Origin of the sequence: Nitrospira sp., from assembly GCA_005116745.1 — a bacterium.
In the GTDB taxonomy this organism is placed as follows: Bacteria; Nitrospirota; Nitrospiria; order Nitrospirales; family Nitrospiraceae; genus Nitrospira_D.
In genome coordinates, this window is the sequence record SWDS01000008.1 from 216,525 (window position 1) to 239,381 (window position 22,857).

Annotated in this window: 20 protein-coding genes and 1 tRNA gene; all 21 read right to left on the reverse strand. The window is 52.7% G+C overall.

Annotated elements, in window-relative coordinates; all coding sequences use genetic code 11:
* Positions 1 to 14 precede the first annotated feature (14 nt).
* Positions 15 to 1,019 carry a hypothetical protein gene (locus E8D52_12990; GenBank protein TKB67483.1) on the reverse strand — a complete coding sequence of 335 codons (1,005 nt, stop codon included), beginning with the start codon at positions 1,017 to 1,019 and terminating at the stop codon, positions 15 to 17.
* A gap of 18 nt (positions 1,020 to 1,037) precedes the next feature.
* Positions 1,038 to 2,165: a cytochrome bc complex cytochrome b subunit gene (locus E8D52_12995; protein ID TKB67484.1), complete on the reverse strand. Its 1,128-nt coding sequence runs from the start codon at positions 2,163 to 2,165 to the stop codon at positions 1,038 to 1,040.
* Positions 2,166 to 2,176: 11 nt separating this feature from the next.
* The gene (locus E8D52_13000) at positions 2,177 to 3,112 is read right to left on the reverse strand and encodes a ubiquinol-cytochrome c reductase iron-sulfur subunit (protein TKB67485.1); all 936 of its coding nucleotides are present in this window, start codon (positions 3,110 to 3,112) and stop codon (positions 2,177 to 2,179) included.
* Entirely contained in the window at positions 3,112 to 3,912 is an 801-nt protein-coding gene (locus E8D52_13005) for a cytochrome c (protein ID TKB67486.1), read from the reverse strand. Before E8D52_13005 ends, E8D52_13000 begins: the two co-directional genes overlap by 1 nt.
* 39 nt (positions 3,913 to 3,951) lie before the next feature.
* Positions 3,952 to 5,664, reverse strand: a complete 1,713-nt coding sequence (locus tag E8D52_13010) for a hypothetical protein (GenBank protein ID TKB67487.1) — start codon at positions 5,662 to 5,664, stop codon at positions 3,952 to 3,954.
* Between the two features lie 360 nt (positions 5,665 to 6,024).
* On the reverse strand, positions 6,025 to 6,513 hold the full coding sequence (locus tag E8D52_13015; protein ID TKB67488.1) for a c-type cytochrome: 489 nt from the start codon (positions 6,511 to 6,513) through the stop codon (positions 6,025 to 6,027).
* 213 nt (positions 6,514 to 6,726) lie between these two features.
* Complete coding sequence (locus E8D52_13020) at positions 6,727 to 7,197, reverse strand: FxsA family protein (GenBank protein ID TKB67489.1); 471 nt, start codon at positions 7,195 to 7,197, stop codon at positions 6,727 to 6,729.
* Between the two features lie 249 nt (positions 7,198 to 7,446).
* Entirely contained in the window at positions 7,447 to 7,839 is a 393-nt protein-coding gene (locus E8D52_13025; GenBank protein TKB67490.1) for a hypothetical protein, read from the reverse strand.
* Positions 7,840 to 7,947: 108 nt separating this feature from the next.
* On the reverse strand, positions 7,948 to 8,964 hold the full coding sequence (gene hpnH, locus E8D52_13030) for an adenosyl-hopene transferase HpnH (protein TKB67491.1): 1,017 nt from the start codon (positions 8,962 to 8,964) through the stop codon (positions 7,948 to 7,950).
* 445 nt (positions 8,965 to 9,409) lie between these two features.
* Positions 9,410 to 9,484 (reverse strand) — tRNA-Cys (locus E8D52_13035).
* A 124-nt stretch (positions 9,485 to 9,608) separates the two neighbouring features.
* Complete coding sequence (locus tag E8D52_13040) at positions 9,609 to 10,997, reverse strand: DUF2029 domain-containing protein (protein ID TKB67492.1); 1,389 nt, start codon at positions 10,995 to 10,997, stop codon at positions 9,609 to 9,611.
* Positions 10,998 to 11,064: 67 nt separating this feature from the next.
* Complete coding sequence (gene ispG, locus E8D52_13045; protein ID TKB67493.1) at positions 11,065 to 12,249, reverse strand: flavodoxin-dependent (E)-4-hydroxy-3-methylbut-2-enyl-diphosphate synthase; 1,185 nt, start codon at positions 12,247 to 12,249, stop codon at positions 11,065 to 11,067.
* A gap of 47 nt (positions 12,250 to 12,296) precedes the next feature.
* Positions 12,297 to 14,240, reverse strand: coding sequence for a 1-deoxy-D-xylulose-5-phosphate synthase (dxs, locus tag E8D52_13050; protein ID TKB67494.1), 1,944 nt, complete (start codon positions 14,238 to 14,240; stop codon positions 12,297 to 12,299).
* Positions 14,241 to 14,459: 219 nt separating this feature from the next.
* A complete protein-coding gene (locus E8D52_13055; GenBank protein TKB67495.1) occupies positions 14,460 to 15,668 on the reverse strand; it encodes a hypothetical protein in 1,209 nt (402 codons plus the stop codon).
* Between the two features lie 16 nt (positions 15,669 to 15,684).
* Positions 15,685 to 16,326: an ABC transporter substrate-binding protein gene (locus tag E8D52_13060; protein ID TKB67496.1), complete on the reverse strand. Its 642-nt coding sequence runs from the start codon at positions 16,324 to 16,326 to the stop codon at positions 15,685 to 15,687.
* A 73-nt stretch (positions 16,327 to 16,399) separates the two neighbouring features.
* The gene (mlaD, locus tag E8D52_13065) at positions 16,400 to 16,843 is read right to left on the reverse strand and encodes an outer membrane lipid asymmetry maintenance protein MlaD (GenBank protein TKB67497.1); all 444 of its coding nucleotides are present in this window, start codon (positions 16,841 to 16,843) and stop codon (positions 16,400 to 16,402) included.
* 12 nt (positions 16,844 to 16,855) lie between these two features.
* Positions 16,856 to 17,614 (reverse strand): ATP-binding cassette domain-containing protein, encoded by a 759-nt coding sequence (locus E8D52_13070; protein ID TKB67498.1) that lies wholly within the window; start codon positions 17,612 to 17,614, stop codon positions 16,856 to 16,858.
* Positions 17,615 to 17,616: 2 nt separating this feature from the next.
* A complete protein-coding gene (locus E8D52_13075; protein ID TKB67541.1) occupies positions 17,617 to 18,384 on the reverse strand; it encodes an ABC transporter permease in 768 nt (255 codons plus the stop codon).
* 2 nt (positions 18,385 to 18,386) lie between these two features.
* Positions 18,387 to 19,172, reverse strand: a complete 786-nt coding sequence (locus tag E8D52_13080; protein ID TKB67499.1) for a hypothetical protein — start codon at positions 19,170 to 19,172, stop codon at positions 18,387 to 18,389.
* Between the two features lie 38 nt (positions 19,173 to 19,210).
* Positions 19,211 to 21,394, reverse strand: coding sequence for a squalene--hopene cyclase (shc, locus tag E8D52_13085; protein TKB67500.1), 2,184 nt, complete (start codon positions 21,392 to 21,394; stop codon positions 19,211 to 19,213).
* A 792-nt stretch (positions 21,395 to 22,186) separates the two neighbouring features.
* Complete coding sequence (locus tag E8D52_13090) at positions 22,187 to 22,435, reverse strand: hypothetical protein (GenBank protein TKB67501.1); 249 nt, start codon at positions 22,433 to 22,435, stop codon at positions 22,187 to 22,189.
* Between the last annotated feature and the right edge of the window lie 422 nt (positions 22,436 to 22,857).

Consider the following 22,857-nt stretch of genomic DNA (forward strand, 5'->3'; position numbering starts at 1 on the left):
CATCACCTCGTAAGTTACGGTTTCGTCTTGGCAGAGGAGTCCTTAGCCTTTTCACCTTCGGCCTTCCCCTTGCCCTTTTCTTTTTGATCTATTGTGGCGACCTTTTGTTGCTCCATGGCCCCAATTTGTGCCGCAAGCGTCGCTATACGCTGAGCACTGCTGCTCAACGACTCGACCGGTTTGAAGACCGGCTCGACCCGCACGTCAGGCTTTTTACAGCATTCATGTGGATGGGGAGTCGTTACGGGAAGTATCGACCAAAACATCAGTGAGAACACGACGCCCACGCCCGCCAATGACATCAACATCAGCCCTTGATCGGTCGGCACCCGCATCAAATCCCAACGGGTAATGATCCCTTGATAACTTTCAGACACCGGACGGGCAATTTCCGCCATGCGCCGAATGCTCTGCCCAAGAATGGAAATCCCGATGACCGCCAAAACGATCAAGACTGCAGACGAAATAGATCCCCAAATCGTGAGCTCAAGACCGATTCGTTCCGCGATAGGAAGACCCGTGTCGAAGAGATGTCTCATACTTTCCATTTCAGCCATCGAGTGCGACGCCGTAATAGCAATTTCCGTGACCCGGCTGACAATACACCAGAGGAGCGGAAAAAAGAAAGTCCCAATGAGCGCCGCCCTCCACCAGATCGCAAAACCAAGTCCATCATGGGGTGGCTCTTTCCGAAGTCGTTCTAAGAAGAACGTTCTCCCAACGAGTCCCAGCGCCCAAATGTCGACGGGAATCGACATCCCTAAAATAATCGGTAGACCGATCCCTTCACCAAGCTGCGCCTCAAACATGGCGATGATGATGGGAACGGCGAAGACGGTCATGGGACTGGCAAACACGATCAAGAAGGCAAGGCCGAATCTTCCTTCAAAATGCACCAAACCCATCGTCATGGCAAGCACCGCAAAGACCGCCTTAATCGGAATCCCAGTCCAGCAGGCGGCCCAAAGGATGCTGAACCCAATCTTCGTCGGAGACATCGCTTCGCGATCTTCAGCCATGGCTAATCTGTCCTAGGACTAATCCAGGAACTCTCGGTTAATCACCGATGCAACCGTGAACAAGAGAATAAACACCATGATCACAATCCAGCTGATGAGAGCAATCGGTCGCTTGAAAATATTCCGCTCGGGATCCTTGTCGATGAACGGGAGCGCGACAAGCAACACCATGAAGGCAACCGGCAACGCCACAGCCCCCATAAATTGACCGAACTCACCCGCAAACAGTTTCAACCGGAGCAGCTGGAAGTAAAATAGAAAGTACCATTCAGGTTCAGGATGATAGTCCCCAGGGTCTGGCGCTGCCTCGTCCAATAGGACGACTGGTTCCCAAAGAGCCAAGGCGCAGATACTGACAAAGACGAACGCCATCCCAACCATATCTTTCCAAATCTGACGGGGAAAGAAGTAGTCGGTCTTCGCCTTGAGCTCTTCCACTGTACCGGTAAAGGGTCCAGCGGGAGCGGCCACGCGAAACAGAAAGAGATGGAGTCCGGCGAGGGCCATAAGTGCAGCCGGGAGAACCATCACATGCAGGACGAAGAATCGGCTCAATGTCATCTGCCCAGGAGTCGGGCCCCCTTTGAGAAATCGAGCAATAAAATCGCCGATAACGGGGGTCTTATCCAAAATTTCGACACCAACCGTCGTCGCCCAGAACGCCCGCTGGTCCCAAGGCAAGAGATAGCCTGTAAATCCGAAGGTGATCACCACACCGAAGAGGGCCAGCCCGACGATCCAGAGTAACTCTCGCGGCTTTTTATACGCGCCCCAGAGAAATACCTGCGACATGTGGGCAATCACACAGACCACCATCGCACTGGACCCCCAAAAATGGTAGCCCAGGAGGAACCAGCCATAATCAACGTCGTGAATAATATATTGCGTACTGGCCCAGGCGTGGTCTGCCGTCGGCACATAATAGAACATCAGCAACGTGCCCGTCAGTGCCTGCATCGCAAAGATGAACAACAGGATAGAGCCGAACACGTAGGCCCAACGAGACCCACCAGGAAGCGGCTCATTGAGCATCTTGGCCTGCATTTCCTTGAGACCAACACGTTCGTCTAGGAAAGCGACAAGCTTTTCGATCGTGCTGGGCTGATGATCGGAAATCGTTGCAGGGGATGAATGCTTACTATCCATATCGCCAGCTTTCAAATGATCCGAATTTGCAACTTCGTACCGGCCTTGAACTCCATGTCGATGACCTCAACCTCTCCCCCTGCAGAAACCCTCACAGGCAAGGCGTCAAGAGCGCGCGGGGCCGGGCCATCGAGCACTTTTCCCGAGGCATCATAAATACTGAGATGGCACGGACAGAGAAAGACTTGTCCAAGTACTTTATGCTGTCGCCACTTGAACGCACACCCTAAATGCGGGCACTTGCCGGAGAACGCGAGGTAGGGAACATCTTGCTTATTGGTCCAGATGGTCTTTCCTTTGGCATCACGGAATTCGGCGTCCTTGCCTTGATAGACTTTTCCTAGAAGCTCTGGAGTGGCCTGTAACACCCAGACATTTTTATCGACTTCAGCCTCTGGCATATAGGCTTCTTTGACCTTTTTCTTATACTTAAACTGCACACCAACATCTGCTTGCTTGATCTTGCTGACATTCCCCACTTTCAGCCATTCATTGTCGAAATCCGCATACATTGGCTTCATGAGAAAGCGGAGAATCGGATAGGCAATCGGAAGACCGATCAAAAACCCAATGACATTGGTAAAATTCATGAAAAACGTGCGGCGTTTAACGCTTTTCTCAAGATCCGGCAGAGGAACCAGCACCTCACCCGGGGTCACATGGATATGGTCTTCGAGATGTGAGATCTCCACTTCATGCGTGGTGACATAGTCATCTCGCTTAAAGGGAGGTAACGCCAAGATCTCCGTTGACGGCGCACACAACTGCACAAGATCGTCCGTCACAACCTGGACATGGCCCATGGCAACTTGTCGCTCACCGCTCCCATTCACCGATACCACGATGTGGCTGATCTCATGGGAAAGCGGATCAAGCACGACTTTTGTGACTTCACCGATATTGAGGTCGGTGCACTGAACCTTGGATTTCAGCTTCGGTTGCAGCATTAGTTTTTCTTGATCGGCTTGGGGGTATTCACCGAGGTATTCTTGAACGTCCCTAACCAGGCAGCAAGAGCCTGCATCTCTTTGGGGTCCATCAGATCTTTAAACTTGTTGGGCATGATGCCCTTCTGCCATTCCTTCTCGTACCCCTCGGCCATAAAACTCTTGGGGTTCGAAATTTTCTCTTGAATCTCATCGACAGTTAATAACGTGCCGATATTATCCAATTCTGGACCTCGCTTCTTTCCACCCTCACCCCGAAGCTTGTGACAGTTGTAACACTCTTGCAGTTGCCACTGCTCCTCGCCCACCTTCATAAAATCACCCGCGCTTGCACTCGCTACGGCAGGGGGTTTCTCCCCAGCTGGAGGCGTCGACGCAGCCTGAATTCCACCTAGACCCTTCAGACGATCCTCAAGCGATTTGACTTGCGCATCGAGAGCCTTCACCCGAGCAATCAGTTCATCCGCCTTCCCCTGTCCTGACTGCTTTCGCTCCTTCTCAAGAAGTTTGCCGATTTTTGCCTTTTCGTCTTCTGGATTAAACTGCGGTAACAACGAAGGCCCGGCTACGCCAGCGGTAATCAGGAGAACCCAAAACGCCACGACGGCAACAAGGGACTTCCCACCACTCATGGTTCCGATCGGCTGTGCGTCAAGCAGCACGAAGATGATCGCCCCGATCAGCGCGACGACAAAGAACAGCACTTGAAAGTCAGCCGGCACTGCCTGCGATCGCGCGATACCAACTAACACTCCACCGACCGCCAATCCAATACCTAGTTTTTTGAATATATTCCCCATGCGAATTCCCGTTGCCTCAGTAAGTGTCTTGCACTGTGATTACTTGGCTGCGACGGGGACTGGACTCCCCTCAGGCTCTCGGGCCCTCAAAACAGAAGGCCGAAGAGCGATCAGCACAGCGAGACTGACGATGGCAATAAAGAACACGGTGATCACTGTAATCCAGCCAGCCGAATAGGAGAGCGTCGGCGTAAATGACTCCGCCGACAAGTCCGACACCAAGCTATAGGCATGGAAATACTTCTTCAGCAACGACCGCACGGCTCCCATCAAGCCCATAATCCACGTTGAGGTAAACGCCAAGAAAATCAGAACGAACTGCGAGACAAAATCGATTTTCCCCCAGAGAATCGTGCCCTGTTTGATGGTTCGGTTATACAAGACAAAATTGACGACCGTCACGAATACCAGCGTCAAGATTGCAGACAGCTTTGCTGGCATCGACGACAAAAAATCCCACCCTTCAGGCAGTTTCAGCTCATCGGGCATATCGGATCCCGTCGCCACAAATCCGGCAGGAGTCAGCCACACGGCGTCGCTCGCGAGCATGACGATAAAACCGATCTTGATGACAGTCCGCGCAGAGACCGTCATGGGAATGAACCGACCGAACAGAAATGGCGACAGTGCCAGAGGGAGCAGGAACGCCAACGACATTGGATCGGGAATCCAATATTTATTCATCACCCACATGGTAGCGGGAAGGAGAACCACAAGAACGATCGGAGCCAGAATGGTGATCCGCACATTTTCGGCACCTTCGATTCGTTTGACACTGAGCCAACTGTAATAGTTGATTCCCAAGAACAGAAGCCCGATCATCACCCCTTGCATTTCAAAAAACATGGACAGCTGGTCGGCCATCATGTACGGGCAAAATGAAAAATCGTAATCGCACATTTCGTAGGCCAGCAAAAGCCCGGTGAACGGCTGCAACAGTGTGCCACCCACTGCAATCCAGATAGCAGCGAAACCCATCCAATCATAGTAGGCTCTCTCCTCCTGCGTCTTCGCCGCCATGTACATATAGGCAGCGATCAGCCCGGCAATGAACCCGCCGAACGCCACATTCCCATCGATTCGGTGAAGACTCAGAGGGAACCAACTTTGGTTCGCAATCTTATCCCACAAAGTAGCCGCGGCGATAAAATCCTGGGGCGAAACCCCCTCGGCTTTCGGCGGGGTATTCATGAACGATGTGGGGCCGTTGATCACGAACAAGATCAGCAAACACACGAGATTCAAGACCACGCCCAGTGCGATATGACGCCCCTTCTTTTCACCTTTCCACACATCCCACGTATAGAGATAGGCATACATGAGGATGGTTTCGGCGATAAACAACGCCGGATATAAAATCGCAAAAACCACATAAAATTGATTAATGAACGATGTGGTGAACTGCGGATAGGCCGCAAGGAGGACGAAAACAAAGAAGCCGCCGGTCACCGCCGTCATACTGAAGAGAATGACCGTGACCTTGGTGATCTCTTTCGCCAAACGGTCATACCGTGGGTCCTGCTTGCGATATCCCAACCATTCCGAAATGACGACAAAGATTGGCGCACCGAGGATGAACGCAGCAAACAAGATATGGAGCTGAGCGACGATCCATACAGCCGTTCGATTACCGGTGTACGGAAACTCCACCGAAGACGCCCCAACCTCCTGAGCGTAGACATTGGTGGCAGCTGCTACACACAGCGCGAACAACACCATGAGAGCCAGGAGACCGCTCGACAGTTTTTTCACGATGCCTCGCCCCCTACTTTAAGAACATACTCAAGAATATTAGCCTCACTCTGACTATACATAAATATACCCAACGAGAGCTTCACGTAACAATCTGAGCCTCAGTGACTATACCGACAAGGTCCCTAGTACTCTAGGGAACTATTGGGGGCCAGGCCTCACACAAATTGTCAACAGATATGAACTTACTAGCCAGCCGAGCATCGCAAATTTCCCAGCCGTTATCTAGGAAATTCCAGAACAAGACACGAAAAATGCGAAGCCTGATTCATAGACTTAGATGCGCTAGCAAGAAATAGACTTCCGGATGCCGACGGCGTGAATACATTCCATCATCAGCAACCCAAGCGATCCTGCCACTCACTTCGCACCAACCTCACCCCACTGCTTCTTCTCTTCATTCCAGGCTTTTCCAGACAGTGCAAAATTCCGTTCATAGAGCACGAGCTTCCATCGATCTTCCTCTGAGAGCTTGCTCTTCCAACCCTTCATCTTGGTATTGGCTACACCCTCGGAGATGCGCCAGAACCAAACGGAGTCTGAATAGAGTTTCATGCGTTCAGGATTTCGGAAATCCGTGGCACCTGCCTTTACAGGCTTTCCGTCCTTCCCATGACAGCTGGCACAGTTCACATCAGGGTTTGTCTCGCCGATGAAGAGTTTGTGGCCCTCTTCCAGCTTCTGAGCATCGCCCCACCAACCTGCCGGCATACGCTTATCAGCATATTCTGCAGGAGCTGGAGGTGGCGGTACAATCGGGCCTTCTCCGCCTTGCTCTCCACCACAACTCGATAATAGTCCGAGACCCATAACCAACAGAACGTGAATCAATCTTATCCTCATATTCATGACAAACTCTCACTCTGGCATTAGGAAAGATTCTCGCCAAGACGACGCGGTTGAAAAAATGGCAGACAAACAAAAAAACGCTTCCGCCGAGGCATCTCACCTCTAACAAAAGCGTTCTGGTTACAATTTCGTCGACAGCTCTGCACTAAGGCCCCGCCACACATAAACCGATTCGGCGAGACACTCTGTAGCCTCCAAGGCCGTGATCGGCGATTATGATTTTCGCTTTCCCTGCGATTTCACCTTACCCCGCGCTCGCTTCCGCTGAGAACGAGCCAGCTTCATCCCAATAACACCGCTAGCTACTGCAACCACCGCCCCGCCCCCCCACCAAATCCAGAGAGGAGGCCCACTCACCTCACAACCAGTTCCAAAATTAACGCGGATCTTCCGATCACTCTCTAAATCTTTTTGGTCGAACTCAACCTTAAGGTGTTGCTGCTCCCCTCTCGCCTCTACCAAAAGGGGATCACCGAAATTGTCATTGTGCAGATGAAACATCGCTTTATAGTAGCCATCTCCATCCGTCCGCACAACCTGACCGTATGAAATCTTAGTGTCCTTAACAAGAACGTCTGCACTCGACACCCCCTTCCCATCCGGCCCGCACACATACCCCTCGACCATGAAACGATGGTCCGCTTCATGCGTGGCTAGAGCCACCGGTGGAAACATGACGCTCATGACGAGACAGCAACTCAGGACGGACAATGCCGCTAGACTTTGACTAGCAAGCTTCGAACTTGACTGCTGACTCGTCGCTCGCTCTTTTGAAGAAATACTCACTCGCTGTATAACGAGCACACTAGGTTTCGGGCAGGCGTTTCTAACACAGCATTCCATCTTTGTCAACGAAATGGGTGGTGATTTCGCTGATACACAAAGGTCTTTTGAAATTTCTATTTTTCAGAATCAGTGGAAATGGCAGGAGCTTCAGAGATAGCCCTTCGTACGCGTGACCGCCTCGATTTTCTCGGCCTCCGTTCGACGCTCAGACTCTTTCTTGGACACCCAGGTCTCCCACGATTTTCCGTTTGCGGTGTCTTCCCCGGTGAAGGCGATCGTGGCAATATCTCCATACGGAATGCGTTGAGCATCCGGACGGTCAGCGGAAAATAGCTCAAGATAAGGATCAGCAGTTCCGGTATGTCGATTATAAATATATCCGGTGACTGAGTCGCCAGAACGGAGCGTTAACGTCACATCACCACGATAGTCGAACGCAAGTTCAACAGCTTCCGTTATTTCCACAGTAGAATTCGGCGTGAAAAGGCGCCCTTCGAGAGAATCGGTCATGCTCGCTATATGATTTTTTGTGTCAGTCATGGTGAGGTTCTCGTTCGTCACGTCTATTCTGTGAAGCGCTGTCCACTCTGACACACCAAGGATGACGCTCGCATCACTGAACAGTCGAAGCGGGCATCATGAGCACTGCTATCGCGATGTAGGCGATAATGTCAGTTTGGCAGTCCGAACAAATCCAGAGGCCGTACTAAACGTATCTTCAACTGCGGAGGCCTCATAGCCACAATGGACCATGCAATCGGCGCACTTTTCATTCCGACCAGTTCCGTACTTCTCCCACTCCGTCAACTCCATCAACTCCCGGAAGGTCGTGGTATAGCCCTCTTGGAGCAAATAGCAGGGCTTCTGCCATCCAAACACGTTATACGTTGGATTCCCCCAGGGCGTACATTCGTACTGACGTCGCCCCATAAGGAAATCTAAAAACAACGGCGATTGGTTGAACTGCCAACCTGGCTTGGGGTGAGCAAGGATCTTGGAGAAAAGCTCTTGCGTCCGCTCCCGCTTCAAGAAGTGTTGCTGATCTGGAGCTTTTTGATAACTATACCCTGGGGAGATGGTCATCCCCTCGACGCCAAGGGCCATCATTTCATCAAAAAATGTTCTGACCCGCTCTGGATTCGCATCATCGAACAAGGTGGTGTTGGTCGTCACGCGATGACCGCGCTTGAGTGCCGCTTTGATCGCCTTGACTGCCACCTCATACACCCCATCGCGACAGACAGCCAAATCGTGTTCATCCTTGAGTCCATCCATGTGGATACTGAAGGTCAAGTATTTCGAAGGCTGATATTCGTCCAACTTCCGCTCTAAGAGGATGGCGTTCGTGCAAAGATAAATATACTTCTTCCGATCTACCAAACCCTTTACGATTGTTGCGATTTCAGGATGAATGAGTGGTTCCCCCCCAGGAATACTCACCATGGGCGCTCCGCATTCCTCCGCCGCCGCCCAGCATTGTTCAGGGGTTAACCGCTTGTCGAGGACATGCTCAGGGTACTGAATCTTCCCACAGCCTGCGCAGGCTAGGTTACATCGAAAGAGCGGTTCAAGCATCAACACCAAGGGATATCGCTTCACTCCCTTCAACTTCTGGGAGAGCACATACGTCGCCACTGTATACATTTGGGAAATCGGAACAGCCATTCCGCTCTCCTTCACTCGCTCGCGTTATTGTTAATGTAACCCTGTATATATGAGCAGCTACGAGCCGTAGCCGCACTTTGGAAGCACATGAATGGTCGTGATTGTAACATCTCACCTAAGACGCGTCAATTTCTGTAGATAGCCCTGCCTAGGTCTTCCATGCACCACACAGTCGACGGGAACCATGCCATCACTTCACATGCAGGTCAGGTCTGAACGTAAGAGCTATCTTGGTGAATCATTCGAAACTGCATCCCATCACGAGGAGAAGTACCTTCGATGCAATATGGATCCTTGTGCCCACAAGTTGAAAAATGCCTCCATTTGCAGTTTCCCTTAATCGAGAATGTAAATGGTACGCCTAGGAAAACACTGGAGACGCTTTTTCACCAGCAATAATGACAATAAAGCGATAAAGAGTCAGTAGTTTAGGAGGAGGTTGGTATGGAGGCGCCGAGCGGGTTCGAACCGCTGCATCGCAGTTTTGCAGACTGCTCCCTTACCACTTGGGTACGGCGCCTCAGAGGTCGGCATTATAGTCGCTTCGTTTTCTAGAACACAACACGCGCGAACCTGATATTTCACCTACCGGCAACTTCTCCGAGAATCGAGACGAGCGTCTTGGACATTCCCGGGCGTCTGGGCTATGCCTCGCGGACCATACGAGACGAGCTTGATTGCACTTTTTCATGATGCAATCCTTGATCGCTCAAACCGCCCCTACTGCTGAGAAGCAATCCGTACAAGATCAACATCGCGATACCAAGATGATGGTAGCTCTTCAGTGCCTCCCATCTTACTGAACCCACGACTTCATAATTCAGCACCATGGTCAATACCACATACACGGCCAGCATGATGTATCCCAAACGACTCAACCCGCCGCTCACCTGAGCTGCTGCCGCGACAACGACACAGGCCGCTGGGATCAGCCATACCAGGTGCTGATCCCAGGTGATAGGAGAGAACAATAAGGCCAAAACCAAGGTCCCAGCGCAATCCCGTGCCCATGTAGGATCTCCTGGCCCTTGAAACGCACGGCAACTTGACCACGCAAATAATCCAAGCAGGCTGATCGCGGCAACCCCAACAATCCCGTTCGCAACCAGAGACGGCAGATCTAACACCGGTTGATAGCCTGGATCCACCTGCCGAAGCCGATGGGTTGGTGGGTATGTGACCAGGTAGCGCAGCATGGTATGGCGGAGCGAGAGGTTCGCCTTCTGAAGTTCATTTTCCTGCCGACCCTCTGCCTGCCGATCAAGCACGGATAACACAGTATTCCTGGTCCATTCAGTATGATGCTCCCACCAACTTGTGGGTCCCATATATAAGAGGGGTAACAGAACCCACAAAACCGTGGCAAGTACCGTGTACGAGGCGACTCGCCATTGCCGCTTCCAAAAAAACAGAAGCACGAAGAGTGCTGGAGTGAGCTTGAGCACGATGCCAAGTCCAATTAAAGCTGCTCCCAGCCGTTCTTTCCCAACCCATATTGCGTAACTGCCGCCGGCCAGAATACCCAGCAGGATGAGATGCGGACCTCCGTCGTCGAGATCGTTCAGGATAAATTGTAGCGTCAACAACCCTGCACCGATACCGACCAAGAGCCGACTCCACACATTCGCGTCTGACCTGCCACACAACATGCGGTGGAACAACATGGTGGTGATGACTAAGCATCCGACAGCGACGGCATAGCGCAAGGCTAAGCTCGGATTTCTGTCCAGAGCGAGCAAGGGGGCGAAATAGATGCCGGTAGTCGGTAAATACATGTAGCAGTAGTCATTGGCGTAGAGATAGTCCCCCGTGAGAAAGCGTCGTCCGATCTCGCGATGGATATCGATGTCACGGAAGTGAAATGAGCGCCCGAAGGAGATGATGTAGCCATGCACCATCGCCGCAATCGCGAGGCCGACCTTTACCAGCCTCAGAAAGAGAACGGATCTGACAAAGTCATTGACCCAGTGAATGATCGGCTTTGATTCCATAGTCCACCGGCACACATACATGACCCTTGGAGAACACGTCAATCGCTACTTTTCCAGAAGAAGCCTGGAGTTAGATTTCGTAGGTGAGAAGAGGCCTTAACAGCGGCTGTTACCTGCGAGGCAAGACCGGTATTTCTTTTCCAAGCGTTGAGAGATGATCCGACTGAGGAATAAGGGGTTCCCAACCGTTTTCCGTCGAAGACGCGGTAGGTGCACCGTTCCCTTCCGCCTCTTTTTCCTTAGCAAGCTGCTCCACTTCCTCAATGAGGGTATCCATTAATTCTTCCATGGGAACCTTGCGAACAAGCTTACCCTTCTTAAACAAAATACCTTTGCCCTCACCGCCGGCGATCCCGATGTCGGCTTCTTTACCCTCTCCAATGCCATTCACAACACAGCCGAGCACCGACACGTTCAACGGGGTCTTAATGTGGCCAAGTTTCTTTTCCAGCTCGTTCGCCATGCGCACGACGTCAATCTCCACGCGTCCGCACGTCGGACAGGCGATCACATTGATCCCACGATGCCGAAGCTCCAAAGACTTCAGAATTTCGAAACCAACCTTGACTTCTTCCACCGGATCAGCAGCGAGCGAGACCCGAAGTGTATCGCCGATGCCTTGGGACAACAGGTAACCAAGCCCGATCGATGATTTCACAGCGCCAGTCATGGCCGTGCCGGCTTCTGTAATGCCGATGTGCAGAGGATAATCGGACTGCATCGCAAAGAGCCAGTAGGCATCGATAGCGTGCTTGACGTCGGAGGCCTTGAGCGACACCTTCATATTGGTAAAGCCGACGTCTTCCAGCGCATGCACCGCGTTGAGCGCCGATTCGGAAAGCGCTTCAGGCGAAGGCCATCCGTATTTTTCCAACAACGACCGTTCGAGCGAGCCTCCGTTGACACCAACTCGAATCGGAATGCCATGATCATTGACCGCTTTGATGACTTCTTCAACCTTCCACCAGGCGCCGATGTTGCCGGGATTGATGCGGACGCAATCAACGACTGCGGCAGCTTTCAAGGCAAGGCGGTGATCGAAGTGAATGTCCGCGATCAAGGGCACCGTCATCGCTGCTTTGATCTGAGGCAGGACCGCGGCAGCTTCCTCGTCCGGCACAGCCACACGGATAATTTCACAGCCGGCGGCTTCAAGCCGGTGAATCTCTGCGACCGTTGCAGTCACATCGCGCGTGTCTGTCGAACACATGGATTGCACAGACACAGGAGCATCGCCTCCGACCTTCACCGTGCCGACCGAAATCTGTCGAGTTTTTCGCCTGGCGATATGCATCTGTCGTGACCCTCTTACCGCTTACTCTTTACCCCTCACCGTCTTGATCAGCTCCCCTGTTCATCTCCATGAGGATGGCCGACCAGCGCCGAACCTGTGAGTGATGATTTCACAGAGGGTGCTTTGCCGATCACTTCCTTCACACTTTGATAGATCCCTTCAGCTGTCAAACCATACCGTTCTCGCAATAAATCTTGTGGCCCCTGTTCAATATACCAATCGGGCAGGCCTAGAACCTTTGTCTTCACATCGCTAATCCCGGCCTCCGACAACGTTTCGAGCACCGCAGAACCGAATCCGCCCATCCTGCACCCCTCTTCGACGGTGACGACGTAGCGAACACGCTTTGCGACATCCGTGATGAGTTCGTGATCCAGCGGCTTGGCAAATCGAGCGTTCACCACGGCAGTAGACACGCCTTCCTTGCTGAGACGCTCGGCGGCTTGATGCGCCTGCCAGACCGACACACCGATTGCGATAATGGCTACGTCCGTCCCGTCCTTGATCAACTCCCCTTTGCCAATAGGCAACGCCTGGGCCGCCGCATCCATCGTGACCCCGAGACTGACGCCGCGCGGATAGCGCACAGAAATTGGGCCCTCATGCTGCACGCACGTCTTCATCATATGCTGCAATTCATTTTCATCTTTTGGCGCCATGACGACCATGTTGGGAACGTGGCGCATATAGGCGTAGTCGAAGGCGCCATGATGCGTCGTCCCGTCTTCGGCGACGAGCCCGCCGCGATCGATGCAAAACACGACGGGAAGGTTCTGCGTCGCCACATCGTGCACCACCTGATCGTAGGCCCGCTGGAGAAAGGTCGCATACATGACAACAACCGGCTTTAAGCCCTGCGTCGCAAGCCCCGCAGCAAACGTCACCGCATGCTGCTCGGCGATGCCGACGTCATAGAGACGATCTGGAAATTCCTTTTCAAATGCCGTCAGCCCCGTCCCTTCACACATCGCCGCCGTGATGGCCACAACGCGCTTGTCCTCACGGGCCAACTTGACCAAGGCGTCCATCGCAATCGCCGTGTATGAAGGACGTGCGGCTTTCTTAGCCGGTGCGCCAGTCGACCGAACGAACGGTGGACAGGCATGGAACCAGACCGGATTCTTCACGGCCGGTTCGTAGCCAAGCCCCTTCTTCGTAATGACATGAAGGAGGACCGGTCCCTTCATCTTCAGCACATTCTCGATCGTCGGAAGGAGATGCTCAAAGTTGTGGCCGTCGATGGGACCACTGTATTGGAACCCAAGTTCTTCAAAGAGCAATCCGGGAAGAATCACGCCTTTCGCGAGCTCTTCGGCTCGGCGGGCGAGCTTCTGCATGTCGGAGCCGATGTGAGGAATCTTCCCCAATAGCTGACCAGTCTCTTCACGCATCTTCCCATAGAACTCGCCGGTAATGGTTCGACTCAGATAGGCAGAAATGGCTCCGACATTTTTCGAGATCGACATTTGATTGTCGTTCAAAATCACGAGAAAATCTTTTCCGAGCCCTCCGGCATGATGCAGCCCTTCAAGCGTCATCCCCGCCGTCATAGCGCCGTCACCGACGACACAGACAACCTTGTTCCTTTGTTTTAACTGCTCTCTAGCTTCGACCATGCCAAAGGCAGCAGACACACCGGTCCCCGCATGCCCAGCGTTGAAGGTATCGTACTCACTCTCTTCCCGCTTACAAAATCCACTTAATCCACCGTACTGGCGAAGCGTATGAAACTGTTCACGTCGACCAGTGAGGAGTTTGTGGGTGTATGACTGATTGCTGGTGTCCCAAACAATCTTGTCGGTCGGTGTATCGAGTAGGTATTGCAACGCAACTGTGAGTTCGACGACGCCTAAATTTGAGGCCAGGTGTCCGCCCACATTGGAGACCGCCCCGATAATCTGTTCACGAATCTCCTGGCATAACGCTGGAAACTTGTCCGGAGACAACCGCTTCAGATCAGCAGGACTATGGATCGTCTTCAGTAGGGACATAGATGGTCTCCTTCGTTCGCTGCCCCATCGGCAGCAGTCCTACGCACAGGACCAATAGACACCTGTGTGTCCATGTGCTAAATTTGAGCGGATTTTCACACATGAACCTTATGAAGTCAAGCACTTATGAAATGTGCCTTGGCGAGCGTCCTCTCTTCTAGACCTTGATATACATGAACTGGACTGTCCTATGTTGGTACGGACACCGGATGGTGCCGGTTAGTACGGAAAGTCGAGCCCAGCAAAAATAGCTCCCCCTTCTTTACTGAACCCATAATCGATCCGCCCCACAACATTGGGCCGGATGATTCCTCGAAATCCGATTCCTGGGGTAATGCGGTAGTCTTTGAAACTCACATTCTTAAATGAGTTAAAGACTTGTCCGGTATCGATGAACGGTGCGATCTCAAAATCCGCCATGACCCCGGCCAGACGCGTTCGTACGATATGAATCCGCTCTTCAATACTGAACGCAATCAGCTGCTTATCAATGTACCGATCAAAACCAAAACCGCGCAGATTATTCTGTCCGCCCAACGAGCTCTGCTCATAAAATGGAACATCCGTGCCAAGCGTGGCTTGCAGATCGCCGCGAATCACCAAAATCGCTCGTTTTGATTCACTCGCAAACATCTTTTTGATCTCGAGACCATACCGAGAATACAGAGGGTCGGCTCCATTTTTAAAGTTATAGTTCAGTTCGGCGTACGCCGTAATCGCCATCCCATCTGTGGGAGTCACTAAATTGTTCCGCGTGTCATAATGAAAACTGATCCGCTGGCCGAGAATCGTTGCCCCTCCCACACCTGGGGCATCGGGAAACAGATCTCCGGAAAAGGGAAGTTCCGTGGCGCCCTGTTGAATCGATTGCATGTGCCGCAACCGCTGACTGACCGCGATTTGCGTGACCTCGTTCGCATAGACACCGAATTTCCAGTTCAACCTCGTCTCAGAGGCCGTGTAGTTGGTCTCTTGCCCCTCTACCGTGGTTGGACCAAGCCCGAAAAAACGCACGGTGGCATTCTTGAAATGCATGGCACTGAACCCAATGCTATACCGACCATTACTGAAACCAGGGTCGACATAGCTCAGCAAGAATTTCCGCTCGATTATTTCCGTCCAGGACGCAATACCTCGAAGCTCCTTTCCACCCGGCTCATAACGGAACAGATTGACGGTTCCACGGGTGCCCACGATCGAATTGTAGACCACCATCGGCGCAACTAAATACTTGAGATCCCCGTCCGGTCCCGTGATCAGGGCCGGCACAATCATTCCGATGTCATTGCCGTCGTTTTTACTGGAACTGACGGCGGGGATCGGAAAATACTTTACTTCCGCCCCAGCGCGGTCGGAGAAAATAGGGAAGAGGCTCCACAACAGCAGAAAAACAATCCAAAAGACAAGGCTACGCATACACGTACTCATGATTCCGCAAACGACGTTATGGCGCCTTGAGCTTGTCGGATTTTTTGCGGAGCTGATCGACGAGATCTGAATAAGAAGAGGCACGAAGAATCTTCGTAAACTGCCCGCGATAGTTGTTCACCAGACTGACTCCGTCCACGACGACGTCATAGACCCGCCAATCATCTGCCTTATTGACCAAGCGATAGTCAAGCGGGATCTCCGTCTTTCCCGAAAGCACTTTGGTCCTGACTTCCGCGTACTCTTTCTCCGTTCGTTCATTGAGATACTGCACGCCTTCGCCAGAATAGGTTTCGACCTTGTCCGCGTACGAATTAGTCAGCAGCGTCTGAAAGAGATCGACAAATTCCTGTTTTTGCTGATCAGTCAGCTGGTTCCAGGGAGCTCCAAGCGCCCGTCTGGACATTTCCGTATAGTCAAATCGAGCCGACACCACCTTCTCAAGTAGGTGTCGCCGTTCCTCTGACTTCGCCGGCTGCTTAAGTTCCTTTTCCTTTACAATACGAAGCACTTCATCGATCGTCGATTTCATGGAATCGGTAGGAGGCCCAGCATACCCTGGTACCGCCACCACTCCGATGCAGATGACCATCATAAGCACCGTGAACCACGAGCTGCGGCCTCTCCACTTAGTCCACGTATTTCCGATCGCTATCATCGCGCCCCTCTCTCCGCCACCAATTATATATTTATGTTCGTCTTTCCCGCCACACCCAACAGACAGAGTCTGGTTAGTTGACCTTACCATGAACGTATTGACTCACCAACTCCTCCAAGTCGAGGCCTGATTCCGTATCACGAATGGCATCTCCCGGTTTCAGAGGGTCTCCCCCTCCTCCCGGCGAGAGCGCAAGGTATTTTTCACCGATGATCCCTCTAGTTTTAATCGAGGCAATAGTATCGGAATAGAGCTTCGTCCCATTTTGAACCGCCAGCCTCACCATCGCCCGGTCCTCTTTCAGTCTGATTGCCTTGACTCGGCCAACCTCAACGCCGGCAACCTCCACAGCCGCCCCGGACTTCAGCCCTGTGGCTGAATTGAACAGCGCATCCACTTCGTAGACATCTCCCCCGATGAGTTCCAACTTGCCAAGTTTTATCGAGAGATAGCCCAGACAGACAATCCCAACCAGCACAAACACACCGACAATCAGCTCCAATCTGCTTTTCTCCATTATGGCACTCCTCTAGCCCGCAGACACCACCTTGGTGAGCGGCATCGTCCCGCCAACTGAAATGAATTCTCTGATTTCAGGATCAGACGTCCGTTGAAATTCTGCCGGCTCTGCCATCACGGCTATTTTCCCATGTTTCAACATCGCAATATAATCTGAAATCCCAAATATCTCTGGAATCTCATGGCTCACCATCACGGCGGTAAACCCAAACTTCCGCTGCATGCTTGTAATCAGATCATGGATTGACTTGGCCATGAGCGGATCGAGCCCCGTCGTCGGTTCGTCGAAGAGGATAATCTCCGGTTGCATCACCAACGCACGGGCTAGACCTGCACGTTTCCGCATCCCTCCGCTCAATTCCGCTGGAAACTTGTGTCCCATTCCAGCCAAACCTACCTGTTCCAGCTTTTCATCGACACGGCTGGCCACATCCGGCCCTTTCATTCGAAGTCGTTCTCGGAGTGGAAAGGCCACGTTTTCGAAAACCGTCAGTGAATCGAACAGCGCCGCGCCCTGAAACAACATCGCGAACCGTTTGCGCACTTCATTGAGTGCATGGCCGCGGAGCCGAGAAATCTCGACTCCATCGACCCACACTTCTCCAGAGTCAGGCTGGAGCAAGCCGATCATGTGCTTGAGCAACACGCTCTTGCCTTCCCCACTGCGTCCAATGATCGTCGTGAGTTTCCCTTCTGGTACGTCAAGGTCGATACCTCGCAGCACCGGTTGTCCTCCCAACATCTTTGTCACACCGACGAGCTTCAGCATGGTTACATAAACAATGATGTCAGGAAATAGTCCCAGATGAGAATCAAGACCGACGACAACACGACCGCCTCTGTCGTGGCGGTGCCGAGCCCCTCGGCACTCATCTTGGTGTAAAAGCCTTTATAGCAACAGACCCAGCTCACGATCAGACCAAAACTAACAGACTTGAGAATGCCGCCATAGACGTCTTTCCATTCCACTGCGGACTCGATGGAGTTCCAATACGAACCCGCATTCACACCAAGCAGTTCCACCCCGACCAGATGGCCTCCATAGATTCCCACCACGTCGAAGATGGCGACCAACAGAGGCACACCGATCAACCCGGCGACAAGTTTCGGCGTAATTAGGTATTGGAGCGGATTGATGGCCATGGTGTCGAGCGCATCGATCTGCTCCGTGATCCGCATAATACCGATCTCCGCCGTGATCGCGGAACCAGCGCGCGCCGTCACCATGAGCGCAGCCAAGACCGGCCCAAGCTCGCGAATCATACTGATCGCGACTGCGGAACCCAACAGTCCTTCAGACCCAAACTTTCGTAACGTATAGTAGCCTTGCAGCGCCAGAACCATCCCTGTAAAGGCAGCCGTCAGCACGACAACAAACGTCGACTTGTAGCCGATGAAGTGGAGTTGCTTGATGATTTGCATGCCCCGTAGCGGTGGACGTGCCAACCAGGCGAAGGATGCCACCATGAAGATCAACATCCGGCCCATTTCCGCCACATAGGTAAGAGCCCATCGGCCCATGAGTGCGAGTAGCGTCATGGTCAAGTCGGCGAGAGTGCCTTCTTTGGTCGCTCGGTCACCATCGCCGCCACATAGCTCCTGAAAAAGGCCGTTAAGGCTTCTGCTGCGACCAGACTCTGTCGACGGAGCCGGCCAAGACCCAAGAGGCATGAAGGGGCGGCCAAGATCGTCTCGATCCCTTTCAGCCACCCAGTGGGCCTGAGAAACAGATTGAAGTCAAGTGGAAGATCTTCGTCCAGACGATCCGAAACGGATCGGATGATCACAAAGGGAACCTGCGCCCGTTGTGCTTGGACAGCCAAAGCGAAGCTCTCCATGTCGAGGCCGATGGCCTGAGTGCTCAACGCAAACCGTTGCTTTTCTCGGGCACTGCCAATGATGTGATCGGTCGAGACAAACCGCCCAATGTGTTCGGACGGCACCAGGGGCTCGACAGACGTCACGGCGAGGTCCCGTTCATCACCCGGCACATCGAGAACCGCTGACGGCTCGTCGCCATGATTTCTGCAATACACCACTTCACGGCCTACCAAGAGTGCCCCGATATCCGCTGCGATGAGCGCACAGGCAAACCCCGTCGATACCACAAGGCTGAACGATTGGTTGTCAAGCACTTGGGCAGCGCTTCGACCCGCTTTTTCAAGACCGACGCCGGTTTGAACTAGCCAATACTCACTGTCGCCTACAGTGCACACGAAAACAGTACGACCGCCGACTCGACGCTCAACGCCAGGAGGGAACGCCGACTGAACGGCGCTCATTTCCCAAGGGGTGGCGGAAAAAATGACGATTCGTTTTGATGGCACAGCACCAGATGCACGTGGAGAAAAGGAATCGGCGTGGGTCAATGCTTGGACCGATACAAGTCAGTTCCTTGAATGTGATGACGCAGTTCGTCGGCCCGTATCTTCCCACGGGAACGGAGATTACGGTACATCGCCAGAGCCCACAGGGGGAAGTACTGACAATACCAATGATACCGAAGATAAAACACGCGTGGAAACCCCGTGCCGGTATGACTAATTTCCTCCCACGATCCATCCTTCATCTGCCAGCGAAGGAGAAATTGCACCCCACGCGCAACACTGAAAGAATCAACCGCATCAGCCGACATTAGAGCCATCAACGCCCATGCTGTTTGCGAGGCTGTGCTCTCCCCTTTTCCGTGAACCTCACTATCATCCCTATAGGAGAGACAGGACTCACCCCACCCACCGTCAGGATTCTGTTTTGATTCCAACCAGGTAACCGCTCGACGAATATACGGTGCCGAGAGATCTTCCCCGATAGCCCTGAGTCCTGCCAAGACAGACCACGTCCCGTAGATGTAATTGACGCCCCAGCGACCGTACCAACTACCATCTTCCTCCTGCTCTTTCTTGAGGAACGCTAGTGCAGGTCCGGCAGCTGGATGCGTCATGTCGTATCCCAATGCGCCGAGCATTTCCAGACAACGCCCGGCTAGATCGGAGGTACTCGGGTCCAAGAGCGCTTTATGATCGGCGAAGGGGATATAGTTGAAGACGACTCGGTTGTTGTCTTTATCATAGGCACCCCAGCCGCCGTCGGATCCCTGCATCGCCAAGACCCAGCGCATCCCGCGGCCAATAGACTCGTTCAGCTCGTCCTCATGACCGGGAATCTTCAATTTAGAGAGCGCCATGATGACCACAGCGGAATCGTCAACATCCGGATACGATTCATTCTCAAACTGAAAGTACCATCCACCTGGCTCCGCGTTCGGTGAGGAGATGATCCAGTCACCGACAGCCTTGGTTTGCCGGGACATAAGATACCGGCCTGCTTTTTGGAGCGCAGGATGATCCTGCGGCACTCCCGCTTCAACCAGCGCATTCATAAGCAACGCCGTATCCCAAACGGGAGAAAAACAGGGCTGGAGATGGAGCGTGGGAACGGACTCACCATCGACCATCGTGGAATCGTAGACTTCCAACGCCTCGATCTCGCGAAGCGCCTTGACGACCAGGGGATCATTGGCATCGTACCCTAAGCATTGGAGTGCCATGATGGAGTTAGCCATCGCCGGATAGATGGCACCGAGTCCGCCGTCCCCTTTAAGGTGATCCACCATCCAGCAAGCAGCTTTGTGCAGGGCTTTTTCCCGTAACGCCCGCATGGGCATCCGATCATACAGCTTCAGCATCACATCTAATGCCACGAAAAAGTTATGCGGGGTGAACCAGGCCTGATCCTTGTTGAACGGAGGGTATTTCCAATAGCGAACCTCCAGGCGCGGGATGGGGTACAACTCATCGATACCTTGTTCACATGGGATCCGGCAGACCGGGCGATGCGCAAATACAATGAGTAAGGGAATCAGCACGGCCCGGGACCAATAGGAGATCGCATAGATACTGAAGTAGAACTTTTTCGGCAACAACATCAGTTCGACGGGCATATGGGGAACACCTTCCCAATCATACTGATCGAACAGAGCCAGCGTAATTTTGGTAAACACGTTGGCTTGCAGAACACCACCCATGGCCAGAATCCGTTCTTTTGCCCGCACCATGAACGGTTCGTCCGCCGACACCCCGCATAACTTAAGTGCAAAATATGCTTTGACCGATGCACTGATCTCCGCGGGGCCACCATAATAAATCGGCCATCCACCGTCCTGCAGTTGTGTCGCCTGGAGATACCGGACAGCCTTCACCTCTCGGTCAGGATCGACCCGATCGAGAAACCGACGCAGCATGACGTATTCAGAGGTCAGCGTGGTGTCCGCTTCCAGCTCGGCAACCCAATACCCTTCGGCATGTTGACGGTTGAAGAACCATGATTGACTCCGCCTGATTGCATCATCCACCGCATCAGGTTGGCTCACGGCATGACCGATGGGTCGGCGAGCAGCCGAAGAATCTAATGAGGCCAGGATAACCGGTTTATCAGAAACCAAACGAAGCGACGCGCCAGGAGTCAACTCCGTAGCAGGATCGAGTCGCCCTTGAACAGTCGAGAGCAGGCTGTCAGAGAGGCGGTTGAACAACGCCTTGATGATATTCATGAATCTTTATGACTTGACCGACAGGACTGAGGAGGGTGAAAGACCGGCATCTTGCAATGGTCTCCCTTCGTAAACCTTTCCAATACTCCCTGTGGATGCTCCGAAGGCTTATAACAGACGATTTGAAACGAGTCAAGCGAGTGGTGGGAGAAGTGCCTGAAGTATCTATATATTTTATCGATGTAGGTGATTGAGAACACCGCTTCTACTGTATCCATAACTGAACGTCACGGCGTTACTAAAGCCCATTGATGACATATGAGAGGAACGTCACCACTCTACCGCCAAAGCTACAGATGGTAAGTGGACAGCCCACCCTGCACGAAGCTGTCGTTGATCGATACCACGATCAGTGCTGATAGGCCCAGCAGTAACGATGCGGAAATTCAGGCTGTTCGAGGCAGTCCCCAACCGTCGCAGTCACTGGGCCAGTCGTGACTCTCGTTGAGATTTGCATTGTTATCGTCGTCGTGGCGAGAGTTAACGCCAAGACACGTTGAACCCTAGCTGGTGGTTCCGACATTGCCAGTGTTCACCTTACTCAGTGGTCAGTAACTTAGACAACACAAACAGCCCTGTAACCCGCATGGATGCTGGATGTACTGTTGTTCAAATTGCTGACTTCTGAGTAATCTTCTGGCTGAACCGGCTCATGGGTTTTTAGGGTAACAGATTCTGGTTCGACTGGTGACTTATGCTGCTATTCGCAACATGCCCTCACCAAAGACACGGTGGGTCTGGGCCTGAAAAAGATGTGCGCAGAAAAGTAAGTGCGACAAGACGGGAAAAGGGTTACCGCGTCAAGAGGACAACGAGAGTAACGAAACTCCACAACGTGACTGACAGGCGTAGTCCATTGACAATGCCTCTGGCAGACGCCAAAGGATCATGCTCCAACTCTTCCTTCCGCTCGCCCCACGCCACCTGAAATGGCCCCTCCGCCGCTTTGCAGTTGGGCCTGAGCAGTGCTTCCAAGGTCACATGGGCAAGAGCAACCGACTGTGGGTGGAGCCCTCTATCCTGGATTTTTGAAAGCGCCATGATCCCTCCTCGTTGATGCAGGCTGTGAAGCAGCTTTCACACTCTTGCTAAAGCAACAACGATACCGTGAGTCATTCGCCATTTCATAGCAAAACCACTTTTCTTGACTACACATCCACTATTGGCACATAAGAGCGGACACCCCCATAAGTATTTGACAAATTAAGATTTAATTCAATAAATGCATCCACTTCTCAGTGCGTGATGGGAGCTCGCCTCACAACTCTGCAGCCCTTTCGGATGACCAGAGCATTTCCCGGCATATGACCTGGACATTCCTGAACACTAAAATGTCAAACTACCTACGGGAATTGGCACTGCAGAGACAAAAGAGGCTATGGCGGTAAGCAGAAAACCGTGTCCGTCACCTGGAGACAGGTCACGGCTGACGGTAAGACCGTCCCGAAACGAGTCTAACCAGG